General features: G+C 40.9%; 28 protein-coding genes. 2 read left to right on the top strand and 26 right to left on the bottom strand.

Going from position 1 to position 21,139, the window contains the following annotated elements; genetic code table 11:
• The first annotated feature begins 71 nt into the window (after positions 1-71).
• Positions 72-1,100 (top strand): hypothetical protein, encoded by a 1,029-nt coding sequence (locus tag KJB35_RS20355; RefSeq protein ID WP_285469635.1) that lies wholly within the window; start codon positions 72-74, stop codon positions 1,098-1,100.
• Positions 1,101-1,127: 27 nt separating this feature from the next.
• Positions 1,128-1,310, top strand: a complete 183-nt coding sequence (locus KJB35_RS20350; protein WP_285469634.1) for a hypothetical protein — start codon at positions 1,128-1,130, stop codon at positions 1,308-1,310.
• A gap of 79 nt (positions 1,311-1,389) precedes the next feature.
• Here the strand turns inward: KJB35_RS20350 and KJB35_RS20345 are convergent, their stop codons facing one another.
• The 26 genes from KJB35_RS20345 to KJB35_RS20220 all read right to left on the bottom strand — a co-directional run bounded on the left by KJB35_RS20345 (position 1,390) and on the right by KJB35_RS20220 (position 21,138).
• A complete protein-coding gene (locus KJB35_RS20345; protein WP_285469633.1) occupies positions 1,390-1,806 on the bottom strand; it encodes a hypothetical protein in 417 nt (138 codons plus the stop codon).
• 60 nt (positions 1,807-1,866) lie between these two features.
• Positions 1,867-2,316, bottom strand: coding sequence for a hypothetical protein (locus tag KJB35_RS20340; RefSeq protein ID WP_285469632.1), 450 nt, complete (start codon positions 2,314-2,316; stop codon positions 1,867-1,869).
• On the bottom strand, positions 2,288-2,587 hold the full coding sequence (locus KJB35_RS20335) for a hypothetical protein (RefSeq protein WP_285469631.1): 300 nt from the start codon (positions 2,585-2,587) through the stop codon (positions 2,288-2,290). Before KJB35_RS20335 ends, KJB35_RS20340 begins: the two co-directional genes overlap by 29 nt.
• A 216-nt stretch (positions 2,588-2,803) precedes the next feature.
• Complete coding sequence (locus KJB35_RS20330; protein WP_285469630.1) at positions 2,804-3,238, bottom strand: hypothetical protein; 435 nt, start codon at positions 3,236-3,238, stop codon at positions 2,804-2,806.
• Positions 3,239-3,267: 29 nt separating this feature from the next.
• Positions 3,268-3,714, bottom strand: a complete 447-nt coding sequence (locus tag KJB35_RS20325; protein ID WP_285469629.1) for a hypothetical protein — start codon at positions 3,712-3,714, stop codon at positions 3,268-3,270.
• 308 nt (positions 3,715-4,022) lie between these two features.
• On the bottom strand, positions 4,023-5,063 hold the full coding sequence (locus KJB35_RS20320; protein WP_285469628.1) for a hypothetical protein: 1,041 nt from the start codon (positions 5,061-5,063) through the stop codon (positions 4,023-4,025).
• Complete coding sequence (locus KJB35_RS20315) at positions 4,987-5,904, bottom strand: hypothetical protein (protein WP_285469627.1); 918 nt, start codon at positions 5,902-5,904, stop codon at positions 4,987-4,989. The genes KJB35_RS20320 and KJB35_RS20315 overlap by 77 nt, the downstream gene beginning before the upstream one ends.
• A 556-nt stretch (positions 5,905-6,460) precedes the next feature.
• Entirely contained in the window at positions 6,461-7,003 is a 543-nt protein-coding gene (locus tag KJB35_RS20310; protein ID WP_285469626.1) for a hypothetical protein, read from the bottom strand.
• Between the two features lie 70 nt (positions 7,004-7,073).
• Positions 7,074-7,775, bottom strand: coding sequence for a hypothetical protein (locus KJB35_RS20305; RefSeq protein ID WP_285469625.1), 702 nt, complete (start codon positions 7,773-7,775; stop codon positions 7,074-7,076).
• A gap of 193 nt (positions 7,776-7,968) precedes the next feature.
• Positions 7,969-8,733 carry a hypothetical protein gene (locus KJB35_RS20300; protein WP_285469624.1) on the bottom strand — a complete coding sequence of 255 codons (765 nt, stop codon included), beginning with the start codon at positions 8,731-8,733 and terminating at the stop codon, positions 7,969-7,971.
• A gap of 68 nt (positions 8,734-8,801) precedes the next feature.
• Positions 8,802-9,101: a hypothetical protein gene (locus tag KJB35_RS20295; RefSeq protein WP_285469623.1), complete on the bottom strand. Its 300-nt coding sequence runs from the start codon at positions 9,099-9,101 to the stop codon at positions 8,802-8,804.
• Between the two features lie 208 nt (positions 9,102-9,309).
• Positions 9,310-10,035: a hypothetical protein gene (locus KJB35_RS20290; protein ID WP_285469622.1), complete on the bottom strand. Its 726-nt coding sequence runs from the start codon at positions 10,033-10,035 to the stop codon at positions 9,310-9,312.
• Between the two features lie 62 nt (positions 10,036-10,097).
• A complete protein-coding gene (locus KJB35_RS20285; protein WP_285469621.1) occupies positions 10,098-10,415 on the bottom strand; it encodes a hypothetical protein in 318 nt (105 codons plus the stop codon).
• Positions 10,416-10,504: 89 nt separating this feature from the next.
• Positions 10,505-10,822: a hypothetical protein gene (locus KJB35_RS20280; protein WP_285469620.1), complete on the bottom strand. Its 318-nt coding sequence runs from the start codon at positions 10,820-10,822 to the stop codon at positions 10,505-10,507.
• A 132-nt stretch (positions 10,823-10,954) separates the two neighbouring features.
• A complete protein-coding gene (locus tag KJB35_RS20275; protein WP_285469619.1) occupies positions 10,955-11,314 on the bottom strand; it encodes a hypothetical protein in 360 nt (119 codons plus the stop codon).
• Positions 11,315-11,327: 13 nt separating this feature from the next.
• Positions 11,328-11,921: a hypothetical protein gene (locus KJB35_RS20270; protein ID WP_285469618.1), complete on the bottom strand. Its 594-nt coding sequence runs from the start codon at positions 11,919-11,921 to the stop codon at positions 11,328-11,330.
• 133 nt (positions 11,922-12,054) lie between these two features.
• Positions 12,055-12,843, bottom strand: coding sequence for a hypothetical protein (locus KJB35_RS20265; RefSeq protein WP_285469617.1), 789 nt, complete (start codon positions 12,841-12,843; stop codon positions 12,055-12,057).
• A gap of 497 nt (positions 12,844-13,340) precedes the next feature.
• The gene (locus KJB35_RS20260) at positions 13,341-13,799 is read right to left on the bottom strand and encodes a hypothetical protein (RefSeq protein WP_285469616.1); all 459 of its coding nucleotides are present in this window, start codon (positions 13,797-13,799) and stop codon (positions 13,341-13,343) included.
• Positions 13,800-13,965: 166 nt separating this feature from the next.
• Positions 13,966-14,496 (bottom strand): hypothetical protein, encoded by a 531-nt coding sequence (locus tag KJB35_RS20255; protein ID WP_285469615.1) that lies wholly within the window; start codon positions 14,494-14,496, stop codon positions 13,966-13,968.
• 93 nt (positions 14,497-14,589) lie between these two features.
• A complete protein-coding gene (locus tag KJB35_RS20250) occupies positions 14,590-15,207 on the bottom strand; it encodes a hypothetical protein (protein ID WP_285469614.1) in 618 nt (205 codons plus the stop codon).
• Positions 15,208-15,445: 238 nt separating this feature from the next.
• Positions 15,446-18,595, bottom strand: a complete 3,150-nt coding sequence (locus tag KJB35_RS20245) for a PcfJ domain-containing protein (protein WP_285469613.1) — start codon at positions 18,593-18,595, stop codon at positions 15,446-15,448.
• Positions 18,596-18,730: 135 nt separating this feature from the next.
• Positions 18,731-19,006 (bottom strand): hypothetical protein, encoded by a 276-nt coding sequence (locus KJB35_RS20240; RefSeq protein ID WP_285469612.1) that lies wholly within the window; start codon positions 19,004-19,006, stop codon positions 18,731-18,733.
• On the bottom strand, positions 18,999-19,358 hold the full coding sequence (locus KJB35_RS20235) for a hypothetical protein (protein ID WP_285469611.1): 360 nt from the start codon (positions 19,356-19,358) through the stop codon (positions 18,999-19,001). Before KJB35_RS20235 ends, KJB35_RS20240 begins: the two co-directional genes overlap by 8 nt.
• A 118-nt stretch (positions 19,359-19,476) precedes the next feature.
• A complete protein-coding gene (locus KJB35_RS20230; protein WP_285469610.1) occupies positions 19,477-19,878 on the bottom strand; it encodes a hypothetical protein in 402 nt (133 codons plus the stop codon).
• 177 nt (positions 19,879-20,055) lie between these two features.
• Complete coding sequence (locus KJB35_RS20225) at positions 20,056-20,292, bottom strand: hypothetical protein (RefSeq protein WP_285469609.1); 237 nt, start codon at positions 20,290-20,292, stop codon at positions 20,056-20,058.
• Positions 20,293-20,322: 30 nt separating this feature from the next.
• Entirely contained in the window at positions 20,323-21,138 is an 816-nt protein-coding gene (locus KJB35_RS20220; RefSeq protein ID WP_285469608.1) for a hypothetical protein, read from the bottom strand.
• Position 21,139: the final 1 nt, after the last annotated feature.

Below are 21,139 nucleotides of genomic sequence, written 5' to 3'. Positions count from 1 at the left end.
GTCCCCCACGGAAGGAGCGTCAAGCTGTGGTATTATCAACAAAACAATTACTTACACAGGTTTAGCCAATTATGGGTGGTTCCTTATTCGAAAAACAAGGCGCTCGTCGCCACACCACTAGTGAAGTCGAGGCAGCAAAAGAATCAATCCTATCTGACCCGATGTTCGCTCAGTTGAAGTTTTTATTTCCTAAAGACCTGACCAATAAAGAAACGCATGGTGATCTAGATATCATTGTTGTCGATGACAATGGTGTTCGTGAGAAGTTGCGGTCAATTCTAAAGATTAAAGAACTATTGTTCGTAGACTCAGGTTGCATCATTTCTGCGTTGTTTGGTGAGCTCCAAGTGGATTTCAATTTCGTTAACTCGAAGTACGCTCATTTTGCGAAGGAGTATTTTAGCTTCAACGACTTGGGTAACATACTTGGCTTCTATGCAAAAGCGTCTGGGTTAGTCCTTGGTGAAGATGGGCTTTACTTTAAAACTGATGTAGAGAATTACGGTATTGCTCGGAACTACATTGAGTTCGACTTTTACAAAGTCTTAGATCGCTTGGGGATGGATGTTAATGCCTATAAGAAGGGCTTTGCTGACTTCTCTGAGATGGCTGAGTTTTTGAAAGGGAGTCATTTGGTTCCTAGTTTCGATTCCTTAAACGCAGGGCTAAGGAGACGCCTTAAAGTAAGACCAAACCAGAAAAGGTTTTATGAGCTTCACCAAGAAGGTTACTTTGGTACTCCTACGCCTAGAGTTGACGCATCTCAGCTTGCAGTGCCATTTACAGAAGAGGAAGTGGTTGAGTTTGCTTTGATGATTAATGAGTCTGAGACTCACAAGGAACCGTTCTTTGATGGAGTTGTAGTAGCCGCTCACGGTAGGAAAGGGGAGGTCTCTGTTGATGTGCTCGATAATTGTGAAAAGACTCTTGATGGGATTCTAGAAGACCCTATGTTCTTAGATGCAGGAATGCCTAATCTAATGTTAGGTAAGAACTTTGATGGTAGTTACGCTATGACGTTTAGAGGTAAGACTCAGCGTATTGAGTGTATTAGTGATGCACAACGTCATATTGAGCAACTGGGTTACTTTTATCTTTAAGCAGTAATTAGAAGAAGGAAATTAGGAATGACAGGACAACGCTCCTTAAACTTCGAATTGAAGTATGCATTTTCACTACCAGTTGAAACAGGTGAGACTAAAACTGACACTCTGGATATGCAGGGTAAAGACCTATCATCAAACGAGACTTCTTTAAAGGATAAGGTCATCCACATAGACCTACCTCAAGAAGACATAGAGGGGAGTTAAGGCTTAGCTTGAGCTTTCCCTTAGACTGACATACAAAAAGCCCCCTGTTCGCGTGTAGGGGGCTTTTGCTTAAATGGCGTTACTTCTTTGATAGCCACTTCTGGTAAATCTCTTCATCTTTTTCTGTGACATTCAGTTCTGGAAGGTATTTATTAATACAATCATCGATTAGTTTGGTAGTCATTGGGCGATGAGTACGGATTTGTTCTTCGGTAAGAGTGTCCTCATCCACCGAGTGGTTCATTCCGTTCCACCAGAGTGCTTTACGAATAGATGTCTCTACAGCTTTCTTGGTGTTCCAGTATCGCTCGATGTTTTCAATGGCATGGTCGTAACCGTTAGATTCATCAATGTCCGGATCGGAGTCAAGAATGACGTCCTTACCAATGATTTCGAATACGTCTTTGCGAGTGATAGAGAATGAAATGTTTAGCTTTGCTCTCTTTTGAATCTCTTTGGTGTTGTTTATTTCAAATAGTTGAGTCTTTAATGCCATGGGATGTACCTAGCTGATCAGTCGGGTTGTTTCTAATAGCGGTAAGCTTAGTGATATGGGTTAGTTCACCTTACCAACTAACATACCATCTTTGAGTTCAAGGTTAACTCTTGAGCGCCCAACTGAATTGAAATTTAAACGCGTTTTTGCTTCCTTGGATGATATTGATTTCGGGAAGCCAGTAATCGGTCGCTTTGGTTTTCGAGCGCCAAAGGCTACATAATCACCGCACTCTGATACAAAGATCTGAAGTGAGAAATCCATTCCTCCCCACACCTTACTTAGCTCAATTATAGCGTTATTGTTCAGTGTAAAAGTATGAAGGGCTACAGAGACAAATGGTGGTTGCGCTTCTCCGCCTTTTGGATTGTGTACGCTCTTTGTTTCTATTGGGATAAAGTTCATCGTCTGTATCTTTGATGCTGGTGGATGTTGGAAATATGCCTTTGGGGTAATGCCGCCATTGTAGGCGGCAATGCCTTTAGATGAAAGTGCAAGTGCTATGTGCAATTACAGCTTTAGCCATCGCGTCCGCAGCGTTCTTGCGTGCTAGGTTTAGTTCATCTTCTGTGATGAGCTCCATTGTGCGCTTCTCAGCAAGTACAAATCGGTCTGGCATTTTTAGCTCACGAAGTTCAGAGTCGTTTGTGGAGAACAATTTACGCCATTCACGAGCACCTTTTGGCTTTAACTCTAAGTAGTGTGATGCGGTTATGCCTGAAATGCTAATGGTTACTCTTACTTGGTCACCGTTCTCGCGTTTGAATACTGTATGGAACATAAAATTTTTCCTTAACCTGTTTGGATTCACTGGGTTACCATCCCAGACTTGTCAAGAAGACCACCTCCCTGACCACGAGAGATATAATACCATAACCACTTGGCATTGCAACACCAAGTGGTTATATTTTTACTACTTGCTTAAAATTCATCCCATTATCTGAAATTTTGGAATTAGTGATGCCATGTCTTAACCGTAGTTAATCTTTCCGTTAGATTAGCGGTTAGACTCAAAAACCAATGTGACACCACTATTGGACAGTTGTTGAATGCTGAGAGAGATTATTTCCTTGTTCTCTTGTTTGTATTCATCCATGAGTCTATCGATGTAGATGTAAGGTGATACACCTTCACATCTATCGACCCATAACTCATAACAACTCACTGTCAGTTGACCTGAAAGATCAATGTCATACTCCCAATCACCACCATGATCGAGGTATGAATGAATATCTGTGGTAATACGTTCTCTCACACCATCACGAACTTGGTCGGAGTAGGTATTTAGATATTCCTGAATAAAGCCATCAGCACTAACATTTCCATCCTTATAGATTTTTGCCAGCACTGGAAGAATGTGCGTTGGCATTCCGTCTGTTTGAACAAGTACCTGTTGAGTGTGTGGTAATCTGATTGTTGCGCTAGTAGACATGCTGACTTTCCTTCATTGCTTTCTTTACGTTAGTGGTTTTCTAGATTGATAGCCGCTTCAAGCTCTGCGATAGAAGAGTCGATTTCAGCAAGCTGCTTATCAATTCGGTTAACTTCTCGCATCGCTGATGCTCTATCTTCTCTAAGCGAATTAGTCGCTAATTGCTTGGCTTCTTCAAGTGTTAGTCTGAATTTCGTGTATTTATCACACAACGGTCGATCTTCACTGATGAACTGTGTTTCAAAATCAGCTCGGTGGTGAGCTTTCATGTACTCAGATGGCTTTGGATGATTTATTTCAAATGTGTACTCAAAACAACCATCTTTGAAGTCTTTAACATTGGTTAGTTTGAGTGGAATAATCACATTGTGGCGGCTAACTCCAAAGCACGTTTTTGGATGATTCATAGTTACTTCACTTTTCCGTTCTAAGTCCGTGGTTCGTTGCTTCAGGTTTGGTTTCTTGTGATGGGTCATTCTAAATTTCCCTTTATAGTGACCGTGAGCTACGAACTCACCGTAATTATATTTTATCCCCTAACCTGTAAATGATGAGGTTAGCAACCCGATTTGGTCTGTGAGACCGCCTCCCTAACCACGAGATATATAATACCACAACCACTTGGCATTGCAACGCCAACCCTGTAAATAAAATTCATTTGGTTAGAATTCACACAACATAATAAAGTAAGGCGCTTAGGCTTCCTTTGTTTTGTGAGCGTTCGTATTGTCCCTACGCCTTCCGACCCAAAGAATAAGACCCAGTAAAAACTGGGTCTTGCGTGCTAACTTTGGGCAACAATCCAAAAGCCACTATGGTTGATTTTTGCAGGCTTAAATTTTGCTTCCTCTTGTGCAACTGCCACTTTGACATCTTCTTCATCAAAGAAGTCAGGGTCATAGGCAATCGGGTCACTAAACTTACTTCTGGTATACTCAATGTGGAGTGCCTTTGTCTCTTCAGTAAAGAACATTCGCTCCTCGTCATCTGCCCCTGAAGAGTACTCGTAGTAGCTTTTTTTGTTCACTGCATCTGCACCATGAATTAAGAACAACCACTCCCATTCATAAAGGTTTACCAATGAAAGGTGCCAGATATTGTGGTCGTTGACGAGTACCTTGATAGCTGTCTTTGAGTCGTGAGGTGCGAAGTTCTCAGGAGTTACAAATAGGTAGTTAACATCATCAACCTCAAGTAGATGTAGTTCCTGTGAGAAATGAGATGCAAATAATACCTCTGCTTCAACTCTCGGATGAATATGATATGAGCCTTTAATCTTAAGAAGCGAGAGAGCTGCATGTACTGGACTCAAGTCGTAAGAGAATGGTTTGATAAAGTAATGTATTAACTGTTCAGCTGATTTACTTGTGAGTCCATAAAGATCGGTGACGCTCTCATTAAGGCGGCTCAACTCTTCAGAGTTGATGAACAACATATCCTCAAAGGGGATTGGTAGTTTTGCCAGTAGAGTAAATAGACGTGATTCATCTCGCATGGTAAAGATAAAGTCAGATGTATATGTTGTAGGAAGATTTAAGGCGGAAAAGCCGTTAAGCGAAGGAAAGTCTCTTATCAATTCTTGAACGTAGCGATCGTATGACTGCTCGTTCACAACAACTAGCTTTCCTGAGTCGACAAGGTTCAGGAATTTTGTGCCGGATAGATTAACTGGTTTCATTCTTTTCTTTTCTGATGTTGGGTGAGGGTTGAGCTCAGGACGCTCCCTGAGCTCTTTAAGTAGGTTGGACTTAGTCGGTGTCGACTGCGTTGCTCCACACACCGCTATGATTGATTGTGACCTCGATGAACTCTTTCTCGACTGCATCTTGTCGCTTCTTAAGTTCCTCTTGATAACTAAAGTTAGAATTCAAGAGCAAGCCTTCTGCGATGTCTTCTTTGAGTTCGTCTTCAACGGGTTCCAAGTATTCAGCCATGGTTTCACTAGTAACGTAAAGGAATTTACGGCGGTCGTTGAAACCTTTGAGTGCAAAGTAGCCATGTTTGTTGACAGCATCAGCACCAAAAACGATGAACTGCCATTCCCATAAGTAAAGCATTAGCTCGGCACTGTGGATAGTGTTTCCATCTTTTACAAAGAAGGTAAATGTGCGTTGAACCGTTTCACAGCTGAAAGTTCCTTGGTGTTCCATGGCAAAGTATTTGATAGAGCCAACCTCAAACTCATAGAGTTTTTGCTTATGCTTCTCTTCAAGAAATGCTTTACCGTCAGCCAGTGGGTTAATAAAGAAGCTCTCTCTGATTTTTAAGCCTTCAAGCTTTTTATGAACTTGTTTCAGACCATTACAGAAAGGCTTTAGTGGGACAAGTTTGTATGAATAGTTTTTTTCTAAATACTCGTATTCGAAGTCGTACATTTCGCACTTAACAAGCTTAACGAATTCTTCGTGAAGCAACTTGTCGATTAGGAGTAGTTCTACATGGGAACCAATCTTGGCTTTTAAACTCAAAACAGCTTCAATACCAAAGACCAACTCCTTTAGAGTTTCTGAAGTGATGACAGGGTCTACGGTAGGGAATTGATGATCTTCAAGTCTTACCTTGATGTGCTCAAGAGCGGAATTGAACTCTTTTGCAATAACGATAGCGACGCGTCCTTGGTCAATAAGGTTTTGAGCATCAGTCTTTGATAAAGTATGTGTGTTCATTTACTTAACCTGTGATAATTTTGGGGAACCACCCCTATGCTTAAGAAGCCTATCTTCTTAAGTCGAGAGATATAATACCACAACCACTTGGCATTGCAATACCAAGTGGATAAATTATCATTTTTTTGGCTATCTTTTCTTAAAGGTCATTCCAAGTCACATCCAAGTGACCCCTTCTATGGGCTTCATTACGCCTCAGGTATAACAACTCACGACAAACCTCACAGCAGTCGTTGTTATTGCTAGGATTTCGAATCGCCTTTGACTTTCTTGCGGAGTAGTTTCCACATGAGCATCTGACTTGCCATCTTTTGTTGACCAACTTGCCAACCACAGTAAACCGACCAAATTTAGTGCCTGTAAGACAGGTTTCGTTGCAAGCTAAGCTTACATGTGGCTTAGGGTGTTCCCAATAAAGCTCTCTGGACGCACCTTCAGACTTTTTTGTGTCAAACCGATCGTCTATCGAACTTCGTTGGATAACTTTTAAGGCTGTTTTGTTTGCTGGGATCGTATTTCTTTCTAGACTAACACTCTTCATTGGTTCCTCCGTGTTTTAGTCAATAGGCTGAAGCAACAGAGGATTGTAGTAAGATTTGCTGTTTGGAGCTGGAGAGTACATTAGTTCTCGACTAGCAATTTTTTCGTTTAGCTCATTGCCCACAATGGTAAAAAAGTGATCACCACGGCTTGTGCAAAACTCACTAGAAAGCTGAATAACGTCACCTTTCTTGATTTTAACGCCAGAAGGTCGGTTATAGCAGTTATCGCGACCTTTGACGTCTTTAAGCACCTTGTATTGCTTTGTATGGTCAATTTGAGGGAATTCTAGTAAGCCTTCATTAGAATCAAGCTCACTTTGTGAAACCCAATAATAGCTATTCGAGTAAAAAGGATTAGCCGACAAGTTTAATTTCTGCATGTAGCAAGTTTCGCCATGCTCATCTTTGCGATTGTTATACTCGCAATTCTCTCGAATGGTGATCATTACTTTACGATCTGGAATTGAATTAGGGTCGAACACCACTTCTTTGTTGCTTGGAAGACCATTAACAATAGTACGTAGGTTCAATGGTGCTGTTACTAGAAAGTAAGACATGTTTTGCTCCAAAAGTTCTGAATTCGAGAGCCCGTTTTGAGCTCTCAGTTAGGATTGTTTGTAATTGGAATTAGCATTCCGCAATGTGGTGGTGTAGTACCTCACCTTTAAGGTTTAAAACATTCACCCACCGTGCGTTGCTCAAAACACATTCCCCAACAGCAACACGTTCTAGGTCACCTTGAAGGACTTTATCGAATTTATTCACTAACTCACCGTTGTTTAAAAGCATGACAATAAAAACACCGATGACATAATCAGAGGCTTCCTTTTCTGTGGAAGCAATAGTGGTTGGTTGGTTGTCCTTTTCACAATCCATTGTCTGATTGCCCCGAAGATGGACGATCATGCTGTCGAGAGTAGATTTTAGCTTATCGAATGATTCTTCAAAAAGATTTAATGCGATGGATTTTTCATCATCAACCTTGTTGTACAACTTGTACGCTTCATCATACTCTTCTTTGTTCTGAGGGTTAGTGTTGTCAAGTTTGTTCTGTGCTCTCTCAACTTCTTGTGCTGTATTGAAAGCGTAATCTGCACTTCTGACGCAGGAATTTAGCAACTCAACTAGTTTGAAGTCATTTAACGCTTTAGTCTCAACATTAGAGAAAGTTAATTTTTCATGGAAGTGAAGGAAGCCAGCTTTGACCAATTTAATATTTCTCAAAAAGCTCTGATCAGGAACGCCATTGAAGCTTGAAGATGGGCGTTCTTTGATGTGCTCTTCAACATTAATTAGAAGTGAGAATAGAGAGTTAATTTCATTTGCCATTGCTTTTATTCCTATACCTGTAAAATTAACAGAGAGGTTACCAACCAGACTCTGCAACAGAGAGAACCACCTCTCTGTCGACAAGAGGCATAATACCACAATAACTTGGCAATGCAACACCAATAGCAGTTATTTTTCTTCGATAAGCGCTACATGCTTGATTAATAACTAGCTTGTCGCGCCTTCATTAAAACTACAATGGCATCAGGTTTAGCTGGTGACTCGAAATAAACTCACGATAAACATCATCAGGGAGGGATTCAGAGGCTCTTTTAGACATCTGCTTGTTAAGCTCGGTATCGATGATAATCAAGCCATCCGGATTAATGTTTTGCTCATTGAGAGCTTGGAGTAAGTCGGTAGCTACGGGTAGTTCTGAGGCGATCTTCTTATCAAAAACAATAGGTGACTTCTCAAAGACATTTTTACGCTGTTCTACAGAGATATTTGCAGACAAAAACTCGATGGCCGCAAGGTACTGTAGCTTATCTACAAGCGCTGTCTTGCCAGAGTTGATTAATTGAACTAACTGGTAGTCATCAAGCTCAAGGCTGCTCATAAAAGGAGTCTCGCAGTCTTTGGCGTCTTCACACTTAAGCAACATGAGTTCTAGCTGGTGGCTCGAAATAAACTCACGATAAACCTCATCAGGGAGCGATTCGGAGGCTCTTTTAGACATCAGCTTGTTAAGCTCGATGTCGATGATAATCAAGCTGTCCGGATTGATGTTTTGTTCATTGAGAGATTGGAGTAGATCGTTTGCCATAGGCAGCTCTGAAGAGAGCTTCTTATCAAAAACAATAGGTGACTTCTCAAAGACATATTCGCTTTGTTCTGCGGACAGATTTGCAGACAAAAACTCGATGGCTGCGAGATACTTTAGTTTGTTAGCTAGCGCTGTTTTGCCAGCATTGATAAGTTGAGCTAGTTGATAATGGTCAAGTTCAAGGCACTTCATATCAAATCCTTATAAGATTCGTTGCAAAAAGGAGAGGAGACTTTCCTCCTCTGAAATAAGGTGATCTATTAGTCAGTAATCATCGCTTTACGTACTACATCCCATTTCAGTTCGTAAGCGAGTTCATGGTGTTCTTTGTTCTCGTGTACATCTACATCAGGGGTGATTTTATGGACGCTGATATGAATCTCGTCTGGTAGACGAAAGCCTTTAGTGTCAAATGACTCAGGCTTGACCTTTTGTTCCTCGAATTTTTTGTTTGCCATTTTAATGGCTTTTTCTTGATCGTCAGTCAACATTACTGGAAGTGAAAGTTCAGCGTTGTTATCAAAATCTTCTTCAATAAGTGTTAGCTCAACTAGATACATAATTTTGTTCCTTAACCTGTAAATGGTGGGTTACCAACCCGATTTAGTCTGGGAGACCACCTCCCTGACCACGAGAGATATAATACCACAAACACTTGGCATTGCAACACCAAACTTGCAGTTATTATTTGTTCGCTCAGAATTTACACAAAACAATAAAAAAGGACAGCACTGAGGCTGTCCTTGTTTTGTGAGCGCTGCTAAGGCATTAACAAAAGTGGCTGCTGAACATAGCTGGGTGAATTGAACCATTGCAAGCAATAAGTTCGCTTCCATTATTTGTGTTAATGTAAATGGTGTAATCAAGTTTCACGTGTTCAACCAAGAATTCACTTGATAAGGCAGCATCTACAAGCTCCTGAAGCCCGATAGAGTCCATTGTTGTTTGAAAGCTATGAATGTGCGCGTTCTCTTGAGAAAATTTAACTGTGACGCTTAGAGCGCTCCATTCAGGAAAGCAGTGCGGACAAACTTCTGGCACTTGGTCATCACCGAGAACGGAACTCCATTCGTATTTGCAGTTCACGCACTCCCACCCATGATGACCTTCCTCAACATTGATACCGATAACTAACGGTTTGTGCGGCACCTTGTTAACAAAGTCCAATAAATCCGAGTTTGTGTAGCCGTGGCAAAACTCATCTAGCAGATCTTTTAGTTTATCGCTATCAGAATGCTCTTCTAAAATCTTCTGGTGAGCATCTGTTAGATTATTTTTGGCTGCAAGGAAGCCTGAAAACTCTTTTAGGTCTACAATGAACTCAACAGGTTCACAATCACAACTTTGCGCTAGGCTTTCTTTGATTTTGTAGATTTCTTCTCCTACAGATGAGTAGCTTGCGATTTTATTACCGTTCAGAAACAAGGATTCATCGCCCATCGCCGAAGGGACTGCACTTTCATCTACTAAAATTAAGCTGTTATCTTTATTCATTGTATCACCTGTGTAAGTTCGCGCAGTGTCCCTGCATTGTTTAGTGTTAAGGTTGCTTTACCTTAGTTGTCGTCTTCTCTGTTGATTGAAATAGGGTGGTATTCGATGTTCTCTTCATTACCACAATCATGACAGATGGCAGGCAAATTAACGCAGTCAGAAGCAATATTTCCATCAGTGTTGTCGTCATCCAGTTCCAACTCACAACCACATTCACATTTGCTTTCGCAAATAGAATGAAATTCAATGCTATATCTCTTACCGCAATCACCATCTTCACAGATGAACGAGTTGTGAACAGTATCGATGAACTGAGAGCTGCTCTCGCCCTCACCAGAATAATCAATTAGATCTTTGCCACATTCACACTTATATGCCATTTTTACCACCAGTTTGATAAAGCTATTTAATCAGCAACTTAAGAGGGAGTTGCCTCGTTTTAGTTATACAAAAGTATCGGTTGCCTGAACTAAGAAAGCTCTGAAGAAAGTCTGACAATTCGATTCAGGTAGGTAATACCAGTCTTTGTTAGGCTTTTTTCTACACCTACTTTTTTAGCTGGGTTTTGTGTGATGAACTCAGCGAATTTTTTTGCCTTGGCTGTAAGTGCCTCAGCACCAACCTTGCCGGAGTTAAAATCACATGAAGTCATGAACAACGCGTTCAGGGCAGTAACGCCTTTTGTCCCAAGTGCACATGTAACTTCGAAGCTGCGTTCAGCACGGGCATTCATGTGGGTGTTGAGTTTTAAAATGTTATCTTGAAGTGAATCTATTTGCTTGTTCATGGTAATACCTAACCTTTATTTGAAGTTAGAGCCACCAGCTCTAACAATCAGGGAGACCACCTCCCTGACCACGAGAGATATAATACCACAATCACTTGGCATTGCAACAACAAGTTAATAATTAAATGAGTTTTATTTGACGAATGCCTCAGAGACATTCTGGATGTGGTTACGTTCTTGATCGATTTCAAACTTGCGCTTTTCTAACGCCTCCTCGATAGCCTTAGAGAAGCAAGAGAAGTGTTTTTCAATGTACATGGTTTTGTTGTAGTCCACGTACCAATAATTTTGTTTTGTGTGGTCGGTGTAATCCTCAAACCAAAAGGTGTCGAGTCCATACTTGATGGTTAGCCCTGTCCCGACAATGACGATTTCAAGATGCTTTCCGTTTCTTGGGTAGTTCTTTAACGGACGCACGGTCGCAAGAGATGTCTTGCCTAGAAATTCTTTTACCTTGTTGTATAGCGTTAGATCTGCATCATTATCAAACATATTGTTCTTTGTCCTAATTCATTAATTTTGAACCATGCATCGGAAAGCGAAGGTCTTTCCAGAAAGAGACGAGTTCATCATTGCATTCTGCATCAACAAACAGAGTCGCATGGGTTTGCTCTAGCCTCGAACGCGAAGTAACTCCAAATTGGATAATTTCGTTGTATGGAGGGAACGACTGAGGTGAAGCTGCATCCAATAGCATCACATATTCAAAAGACGGGGCGCGGTACATGCCTACGTACTCATCTATGTGCGCTAAGGTGATCTCGCCAGTACCTTTAAGGTGCATTAGTTTTGATAGCGTTGGTTCAGAGAAGTCGATATGAGCTTCTTTGTTGCAATCTTCAATACCCATGCGCTCAAGCGCTTCAGCTGCGAGTTTACAGTTTGCTTCATCTTGGAACGTGAACTTCATTGATGTAAATGAGTAAGCTGTGCAGATAAACAGATCACAACCACCAACACGGTAACTTGTGTCTCTAATTGGGCGTTGACTAGATAAAAAGTCAGCGTGAAGGTGCAACATTGGTTCAAGACCCTCGGTGAAAAGGGATATGGTCAATGCTTTACCGCTTGAGAGAGTTGGTTCTGCAAAGATATTCATTTGAAGTCCTTCAGTCCTGATTGGTTGTTTAGGATTATACAGAAGCTGATTGGCGTAGCAACGACAAGCCCCCTGTATGTTAGAGTTTTGTGTTAAAAGCGGTCAGGTTGACCGCTTTTAATATGAGGATTGTCTAGTTAAAGAATGGTTGGAATTCTGGAGCCTTCTCCTTATCTTCCATTTCTTTCACGATGCGTTGCCCTTCTTCACAGAACAAGTCGTTTAGTTTTTCAGTAACGAACGCTCGTTTGATGTTGTAGACGTTTTTGTTTGCTTCGTCGCGTTGCTTCATCAGGGCGTCAATTTGAGCTTGGATAGTATCAACTTCATCTGATTTTGCATTTAATTCTGCATAGGCTGTTTCAGACATATTGCTCTTGAACCACTCTTGGCTAACGTTCTGGTCAACTACAACCATGTGCACGGTGCGACTGAATGCTTTGTTTTTCTCGTCGATAGCACGAGCTAGTGCTTTGTTGATTTTAGCCACAAGAGATGCAACTGCATTATCCTTTGTTTCTTGCTCAGAGGCTTTGCAATGAGCTTCTTTCAGCTTCTTGTCATACTTGACCTGTTGCTTTTCTTTGTTCAGACCGCGTTTGCACAGTTCAATAGTGATGTAATCATGCTGGAACATCTTTGCTTCAGGAGAGTTACCCGCAGACTTAGCGATAAGATTGAACGGACAGTCACTAGTTAGTGCTCCGTTAGCGTATGCTAGAGGTTCAACCACATCAAAAATTTTCGCTAAGACTTCAGTCTTAATTGAGCCATGAACAGTGTATGCCGAGCTACCGAACACGTATTCTACAGATTTACTTGGCTCTTTAAATGAGATTACTAGGTCTTCAGCCTTAAGTTCGCGAGTTACTTTTACTAGCGGTTTATTAGAGATTTTTGAAGTGATTTCTACAATTGACATAACCTATCCTTAACCTGTTTTATTGGGTTACCAACCCGATTTAGTCTGGGAGACCGCCTCCCTGACCACGAGAGATATAATACCACAACCACTTGGCATTGCAACAGCAATTTGCTAATTAAATTTATTTCTTCATAAGAAGCTTGGTTAAGCTCGGAGCTACAGCCAGAAAAGAAAAAGGCGTTCATTCTGAGCGCCTTTCGTTAAGTGATTTATGCTCAATCAATCTTGCGTTTGTAAATAATAGGAGCGTTATTTACTGTAGATAGAGTGCATTTTTCAGGACAATCAAGGAATCGAGCTCCAATAGAATAAAAACAACCTTTACAATCACGATGTGGAGTTTCAGCCTCAATTAGAATAGTTTTCTCACCAGCTTTTGAAGTGTAAGTATGTTGTTTCATTATCAAATTCTCGTTCTAATTATAATTTAACTGTAATTCAAATTATTTTTTGGTTGTTAAAAGCCTCGTCGAGTACGAGGCTTTGTCGCTATTTTATTTAGCCCAGAAAGGGCGAGGGTGTTTAACAACTTCCTTCACGCAGGATTCGCCTACCCATACACGACCATTTTCAGTCTCCACCAGCACCTTAGCTGCAACATGGTGACGATACTGTTCGTCGAAGTAGCCATCCTGAAAATCAAATACTTTTAATGGTACTTTGTTAGGGGCTTTTCGTGACCCACCAAGAACAACTGTGCACCCAAGAAGTGATGTGATACGGCTATCAGTGTCTAGTTCGCACCAATCGCCAGCTGCTTTAATCTGCTCAGGAGTTGCATTAACTTCCGCATCTCGCCATGAACGATTGTTGTAACCGTTAGCGTAATTAACGACGCGAACCTCTTTGCCTGACCAAACGTAAGCAATAGAGTACGCTCCGTCATTGCTGTTGTACTTTTCGTCAATACCGACAACAACTTCGCCGTCTAAAAGAAAATCGTTAACTGACATACTTAAACTCCTTAACCTGTGGAATGTTGAGTTACCAACCCAACTCAGTCTAGGAGACCACCTCCTAAACCACGAGAGATATATTACCACAACCACTTGGCATTGCAACACCAAAACAAAAGTAATTTGAATTATTTTTTTTCGACCGCAAACGGATGGTTTAAAGCTAAAATACTGGGACGCTTACCCCAATAGACAATTCAATCTCGTAGTCTTTGAACCTTTCTTTTACTTGAGTCATTAAAACTTCCTGTAGTTGATAGGCTTCAGCTTCCCATGGTTGAGCTTTGTATTCCTCAAAAACTTCATCTGAATTTGATAAAGGGGTGTCTATAAGCGTATGTCGAGTGATATTTCCAGATTCAGACACCCATTCAATACAATCGTCATCGATAGGGATTAGGCGACCGTCTAGGTACTGTTTTAGATGTACAAGTTCATGACATAAAGTCTTAATGCTGTACACCAACGAAGTGCCCTTATCGAGGGCAATGCGGATGCTAGGTTTAGCATTAGGGGAGGAAGGCTTTTTGATGATCAGCTTCCCGCTTTCAGCGGAAGGGATGCTTTGAAGTGAAATCGGCAAACCTTTTACCTGATTAGGTTTAATTCCAAGTTCGCTGCAAATGAACTCAGCACATTTTAAGGTTAAGTCTTTCCTGTACTCTTGTTTCTTATCGCGGCAAACAAACTTCATGGTAATACCTTACGCTTAAGTCAGAGAGACCATCTCTCTGACAGTAAGGGGATTATAACCAATCAACTTGGCATTGCAACACCAATTTAAATTTTAATGCGGATTCTCATTAAAGATCTGACACCAGATTTCATCAATCTTCTTTCTGTCGCTCAAGTTTGTTTCGTTAAATAGCTTATGAACATAATCGTGAAGATTTGTCACCAATTCTATTGAGTAAGGGGATGTGCATTTTTGACCATCGAATTCAAAAGGAGTGAACGCACACAAGTGCAAGCTTGCCATTTCGTCTGACACGCGCTCTGAGATAAAGAAAGAGGTAAGTGGTAGCTTTGCTCTGTGCTTGTCTTGCAAATCAATCAAGAGCCCTACGGAGGCATCTGACGTATCCTTAAAGTCAGAGGCAACATTAGGGTAATTAGTATTACCCCAAGCTATCTCGTACTCAATAAGAGTCCCTAGCGAGCCATTCAGAAGGATGACTGAGCTCGCTTCGTCTTGGTCAATCATGTGACGGATGTCCTCGGGTTCGAAGCCGCTTTTGTGCTCAAAATAATTTGGTGTTGCCCCGAACCTTTCAATGAGCTGTTTTGCCAAAGGGATACTGAATACGAGAGTGTGGTCATACACCAATCGCCAATCAGACAAGTAGGTTAACTCAATCTCTTCACTTGTAAAAACCTTGGGTGAAAATGTAGCATTAATGTTCATGTTTATTATCCGTTTTACATATACAAACACAAAGTAATGTCCTTTATGCTTACTCACTACACCTAGCCAATTGTAGGAGTTGTTGAATGGTATCAGGTTCGAGTAAGCCAGTGCAATCTAGAGTTATAGTGCTACATATTGAATTGAGCGGATCACATATCATAGCCCAACAAAAAAGCCCCAGACTAGGCTATGCAGCTTAATTCGGGGCTTAGGTCATCTAACTTGGCAATTGTCGCTAAAGTCTCATGGTAGGCTGTTGTCGAGCCTCTTGGTGTTGTTTAGGAACAGAGGGTTGTTGAGCAGTCTCAATGGATTTGCTTAGTTTCTCCTCGAAAGACATTTGTCTGTTGAATCGAGTTTCCAATTTTGCTCTTATGCTTTCTCCGTCGTACACGTTACCTAGTTCAGTTTTAATGCTAATGACATCGAAGGGGGTTACCTCATGCTGTTTGTACTCAGAAACGATACTCTTGATGTCATTTATCTCTTGAGCGAATTTAGTGTTGTAATAAAGCTCTTGCCAAGAGTTCTCGCATAGGAAGCTTTCTAAATCAAATTCATCTGGCGTCAGTTCATCAAGGATAAAATAAGCTTTATGCGCAGCATCTGTCTCAAATGGGATTTGTGAAAGCATACTTGCATATTTAGATGGTCTTTCTTCAGCATCGTCAATGTCGATTTCAGCTGTGATCTCATCAGGCATTTCGATTCCTAATTCTTCTTCAGGGTCATTGTTCAGTTTGTCCACGAACAACTCTACAGCGCCACTAATGCTAGACGAAACAGAATCATTATTACGACCGTAACATTGCTCAATATCAAAGTCCTCAAAAACATCATGAGTTAACTCAACAGTCGCAACTCTTTCGTCGTTTTCATTTGTCACTGATAAGATAATAGACTCACCGTGCATAGCTCTCTGAAGGTAGCTAAATACACAGTGTTGTTGTGTAATTGCCTCGTCAAGTAAACGGTTTTTGCTGCTGATATTTTCAATCTTAAGACCGTCACCAATATCAATTTTATCTTCAAACAAAGCTGTCCAAGAGAAATCCTTGTCTTTACCGTATTCACTTAACTCCTTTTGATACTTAGATTGTACCGTGTGAGCCATTTCGTTTAGCTCAAGAACCCTCTTGTAATCACTAGAGCCGCTTGCAATGAACTTAAAAAGATCCCTACCATCTATTTCAGAAGGCTTTTCAATTCTGTCGGAAATTTCATAGTAAGATTCGTACTCTTGAACATCTAGCAGAACAGCCTCCATTTTGTTAGATATCCACTCCTCATCCGGATAGTGCGATTCTAGATTGGTGAGTATTTTATGTGAGTCGTTTCTGTAGCTCGTTAGATCAACCAAATTGTCAGTGCTAACGTGGTCTAACCCCTCAAACATAACTTCCTCTGATAACCCACACTCCTCAACAAACGTATTCATTAGCGTGTTGTAAGCATAGTGCTGGATATCCGACTCTTTATATTCCTCTTCGAGAGTTTTGGTGGCGTGTTCGAATAAATCATCAGCTTCAAACGAAACAACATCTAGAGAACCATGCTCTAAATTGATTGTGAACAGATTGTCGAGGTCATCACTTAACTCGCTGGCAATACGGTTTTTAATAGCCTCTAGGTATTGCCCCATGATGTTTCCGTAATCTCGCAGAGTGTCGCCCTTCAACTTCTCCTTTAGAGAAAGGAAGTTGTCGATATTCAGATTGCTAGCGTCAAACTCGTTAAGTTCTTTATTTGCTTTCCTTATCTGTACCCTAAGTGCAGAACTTTTTGCCCCTTCGTAGGTTACTTCTGAGTTCGGTTTTTCAGCTTCTTTTGCCAAATCAAAGTCTCGCTTTAAGTTCTCTATGGTACTAACAAGAGATTTCCTTTTGTTGTTCCTCTGTTTTGCGCCTTGAGTTAACCAATTGTATTTTGCTGACAGCTCTTTAACTCTGACCTTTGCTTCGGCAGATGGGTTGTTTAGGTACTCTTCCTTCGCTTTTGTGATCTCACGGGAGTAGTTCACCAAGTAAGGAGACAGCGTATTTAACATAGACTTAAATTCATGGTCGTCAGTAGAGTTGTTATGGCGCTCTAGAATAACATCTGGGTCTAGTATCTCCTTAGGCAGAGTGGTCAATGACATAATGTTTGACGCATCGCCTTCGGCGTTGATTGTTCTAGCCTTCATTAATTTCATGAACTTATCAAAGCTTTTTCTGTTCGTCCCAGAAACATTCAGCTTATCAACAAACTCTTGCGTTGGAATCCTACCGTTGTTGACCAAATTGACCGCATCAGGTGAGATTTTGAATGTTTCTGAGGACGGGTCGCTCATCAGCATGGTGTGTATGTACCAATCTGATGGAAGTTGGTCGCTAGGGATATTTAGTCCTGCGCGGTGGAAAGTGTAACGATGGGCATCCGTGAACTGTTGTCTTACGACGATATCAAAGTTCGAACGCATCGTATCGATGTACTGGTGACGATATTTCGGACTATCTTCATGAGGGTCATCTGAACGATGTCTTATAAAATTAAGTTCTGACTGATTGTACTTACCGTCAACAAGGTCATCTTCAGAAATGGTGTCTGGTAATCCATCACTCATGTAATGGAGGTAAACATCCTTTGTTATGTGGTCAATGTACCCGTCAATTGATGTCCTCAGTTCTTGTGTGAGCTCCTCTAGATCTTCGTCTCTTATAAACCCCTGTAACTTCATCCAAGCAGGACTGTTTAGGAGAGAAACAGAATCTAAAAATATAGACCTCTTAGAGTCAGGGTAATTGTGGTTGTACTCAAGGAAATGTCTAAGTTGCGAGACTTTGGTGCCAACATAGTCGCTTTCCTTATTCTCCAAACCTGATCTATAGGCATACGGTTTGTGTATGTCATTATAGTCATGGTTTGTCGTTATGCTACGATGGAAACTGCCTTCAAGGTCGTAACGGTCAATAGCAACCCCTTTTGAGAATTCACTTAATAAAGTGTCTTTGGACATCCTTTTAAGTAAGTTATCAAGATCTATGGTGTTAAACTCATCCAAGGGCATGTTTCGCTCTTCAAAGTTTCGTGAGAACGAGTTCTTTGGTTTATCTATGCCAATGTCATTAATGTATCCTGAAATGACGTGGTTGTTTGATTTGGTGCGAATGATGTAGCTAGGTTGACCAAACAAAGTGACCTCATCGTTATGCGTCTCTTTGTAGCTTTTAGGGCTAAAGAACAAGGTTGCTTCAAAGTCTTGGTTTTCAAAATGCCGAGGTTCAACATCTACCATCGAAATGATATTTAAGACATGTTCTTGTACGGCGGTTGGCTCGCCACGCTCTTTAAGTTCATCAATTTTTTTAGTAACAAACTTGGAGATAACCTGAGTAGATTGCATTTTTCTATAAGTTTACAAAACTACGATCTGTAATTGAATGTTAATCAAGTTATTTATTTTTAAGGTTTTATCGTCTGAAAGAAAGGCAAAAAAAAGAAGCCTTCCAGCTTCTTTTTAAAAAATAGAGAAAAATCGTTAAATCGTGAAGGTCTTCTGTGCGATCGCGGCATCCAGCATACACACAACTTCAGTTAAAGTGGCGTTATCTGTGATCTCATCGCCATCAACACATTCGTCGACACCAAAATGCTCTGCGATCTCAAAGACAAATGAGAATGCATCTGGTGCGCCCATGTCCGAGATATAAAGGCTGTCGATCTCGTCATTATCTAAGCAATCAAATGGGATCGCATAATCATACTTTTCTTTGAAGAAAGCTTTAACTTTCTCGAAAATTTTCTGTTTAACCATCTTTGTTTCCTTTGATAGGTTTGATGTCTGTAATCATCGCTGTGAAACAGCCTGTTTGGTAAAAATCGACCTTACAGTTGCTATCAACTTTCTTGCAAAAAACACGATGACCAGAAGGGTAAGTATCATGTTTGCCATGTCCACGACCACCTCCAGAGTTCTCTGTGCGAACCACCTCGTAAAGTCCCTGTAGGTGTTCAAATTCCTCGTCCTTTAGCTCCACGCAAACCGAAACAAGTCTCTTGCTTTTGCTGTTGGTGTAAGCTTGGCTTTCGGGAATTTTGGTGTAAACCGTGTGCTCTTGTGTTAATAAAATTGTGTCGCCTTTTTTAAGAAGCTTAAGTGCTGGCATCAGAGATTCCTTAACCTGTGTTTGATGGGTTACCAACCCAATTCTGGCTAGTTAGTTCTAGCCATTAAGTGAAGTAGTGAGCGTTACTTGCCGTAAATGGCAAGGTAACTCTCTGAAATTAGATTGAGTGTCGATAAACTGAGAATCGTTTGCCGAAGCAAATTTCACTTCGGATATAGTTTACGGAAGATGTGTTTCTTGCGGCGGAATACATGTCAGACCAATGTTCAATCGTTCCGTTTTCCATAACCTTAAATTCGTAGCTAATCTCAATACATAGCTTTCCATTGTATTCAGATTTTTCGCGAAAAATTCGAACAGACACAAGACCTGATTTACCAAGAGCAATGACAGTTCGGATGTTAATTCGATTCCATCCGAACTCCTTTGAGCTTAAGTCAGCGCTAGAGATCCAACCATCAAAATCTTCACCGCGAGCCTCTGAGTTAAGCTTCTCTTTCGAAGTAACTTCTTTGATTCTGTTTAGCAGTTTTTCTTGAGCTTTTGATAAATTTGCCATCGTCTAGTTCCCTTAACCTGTATTGGGTTGCTAACTTGATTTTGTCGGAGAGAACCACCTCTCTGACCACGAGAGATATAATACCATACCCACTTGGCATTGCAACACCAAATGAAAAATAAATTGATGATAAATATGAAAAAACCCCGATAAAACGGGATTTTCTGCTGGTGGGTTTTAGTTAAGTTTGAAGTGTGGATCATGAGCCTCAACGAGTGCCACAAGCTGGTCAAAAAAGGCTTTGAAGTCCATATCTGCATCAATAACAAAAGGCTCCCACTTGCCTGTTTTCCAATGACCTTCGACAAGCTTCATGACATTGTCTTTTAATTTGGCTTCTTCGAAAAGCACTCGCATCTCTGCAACATTGTACATGGACAAAGGCTTACTGCGTTTAATTCTGTGTTCGCTCATTGAAATCCTTTATGTATGTTATGAGAGTCTCTAATCTAGGTTGTACGGGTAATTATCTGCAATATGCTTTAGTGCTGATAGTGCATTTTCATACGCGGTGCCAGAACTAAACTTTTTAGAGCTGAAACGACCTTTAGATACAGTGAACACACCATTTTTAGCCTCACTAAGCTCAAGGGTGACCGTGCCACTGGCGGCCAAGGTGTATTCCATTATACCGATTCTATCGCTCTTGTATCCATTGTTCACAAGTTTGAGGATTGACAGAGCAATATCCTCTAGGTTCGTGTAATCAGATTTCGTTAACTGAATTACAAATGCAATTTGCATTGATTTGGCATCAAAACACCCCTCGCGGTAAGAGAAACGAGAAGGCGCTGAAATGTCGGAAAACGTGACCAACTCTTTTTCAATAAACTCTCTTGCGAGCTTAGAGTTCTGCATAAATCCATGTGAGTATCCGTGATGTAGGCAGAATGCGAATTTGTCTTTGTCGTCCTTCAGTGATGCAAATACGAAGTCAGTAGGTGTTAAGCCATCTTCTAGTAGTTCTTGTGAAGTGTCGGTATCTGTAAATACACCTAAGAGTTCGGCGGTGACTTCTTCACACTTTAGAGGTCGTGATTTGACGACTTCAATCAAAGCAGAGATGCAAGTATCTTCATCAGTTAGTTCGACGATTGATTTTACATCAAAGTGTGTGTGAGGAGATTGTTTGTATGCATTGATCAAATCTTGGTTTGCTTTCGACCTTAGCGAGTGTATCTCTCTATTAATTCGGTTTGCTTCGTCAACTAGGGGCTTAAGGTCGCGATCCAACTGTTCGAATATATGGTTAAATTGCATG

Origin of the sequence: Vibrio sp. D431a, assembly GCF_030248655.1 — a bacterium.
GTDB lineage: Bacteria > Pseudomonadota > Gammaproteobacteria > Enterobacterales > Vibrionaceae > Vibrio > Vibrio alginolyticus.
The sequence above is the reverse complement of the archived record's forward strand: the minus strand, read 5'-3'. Positions and strand labels throughout refer to the sequence as shown.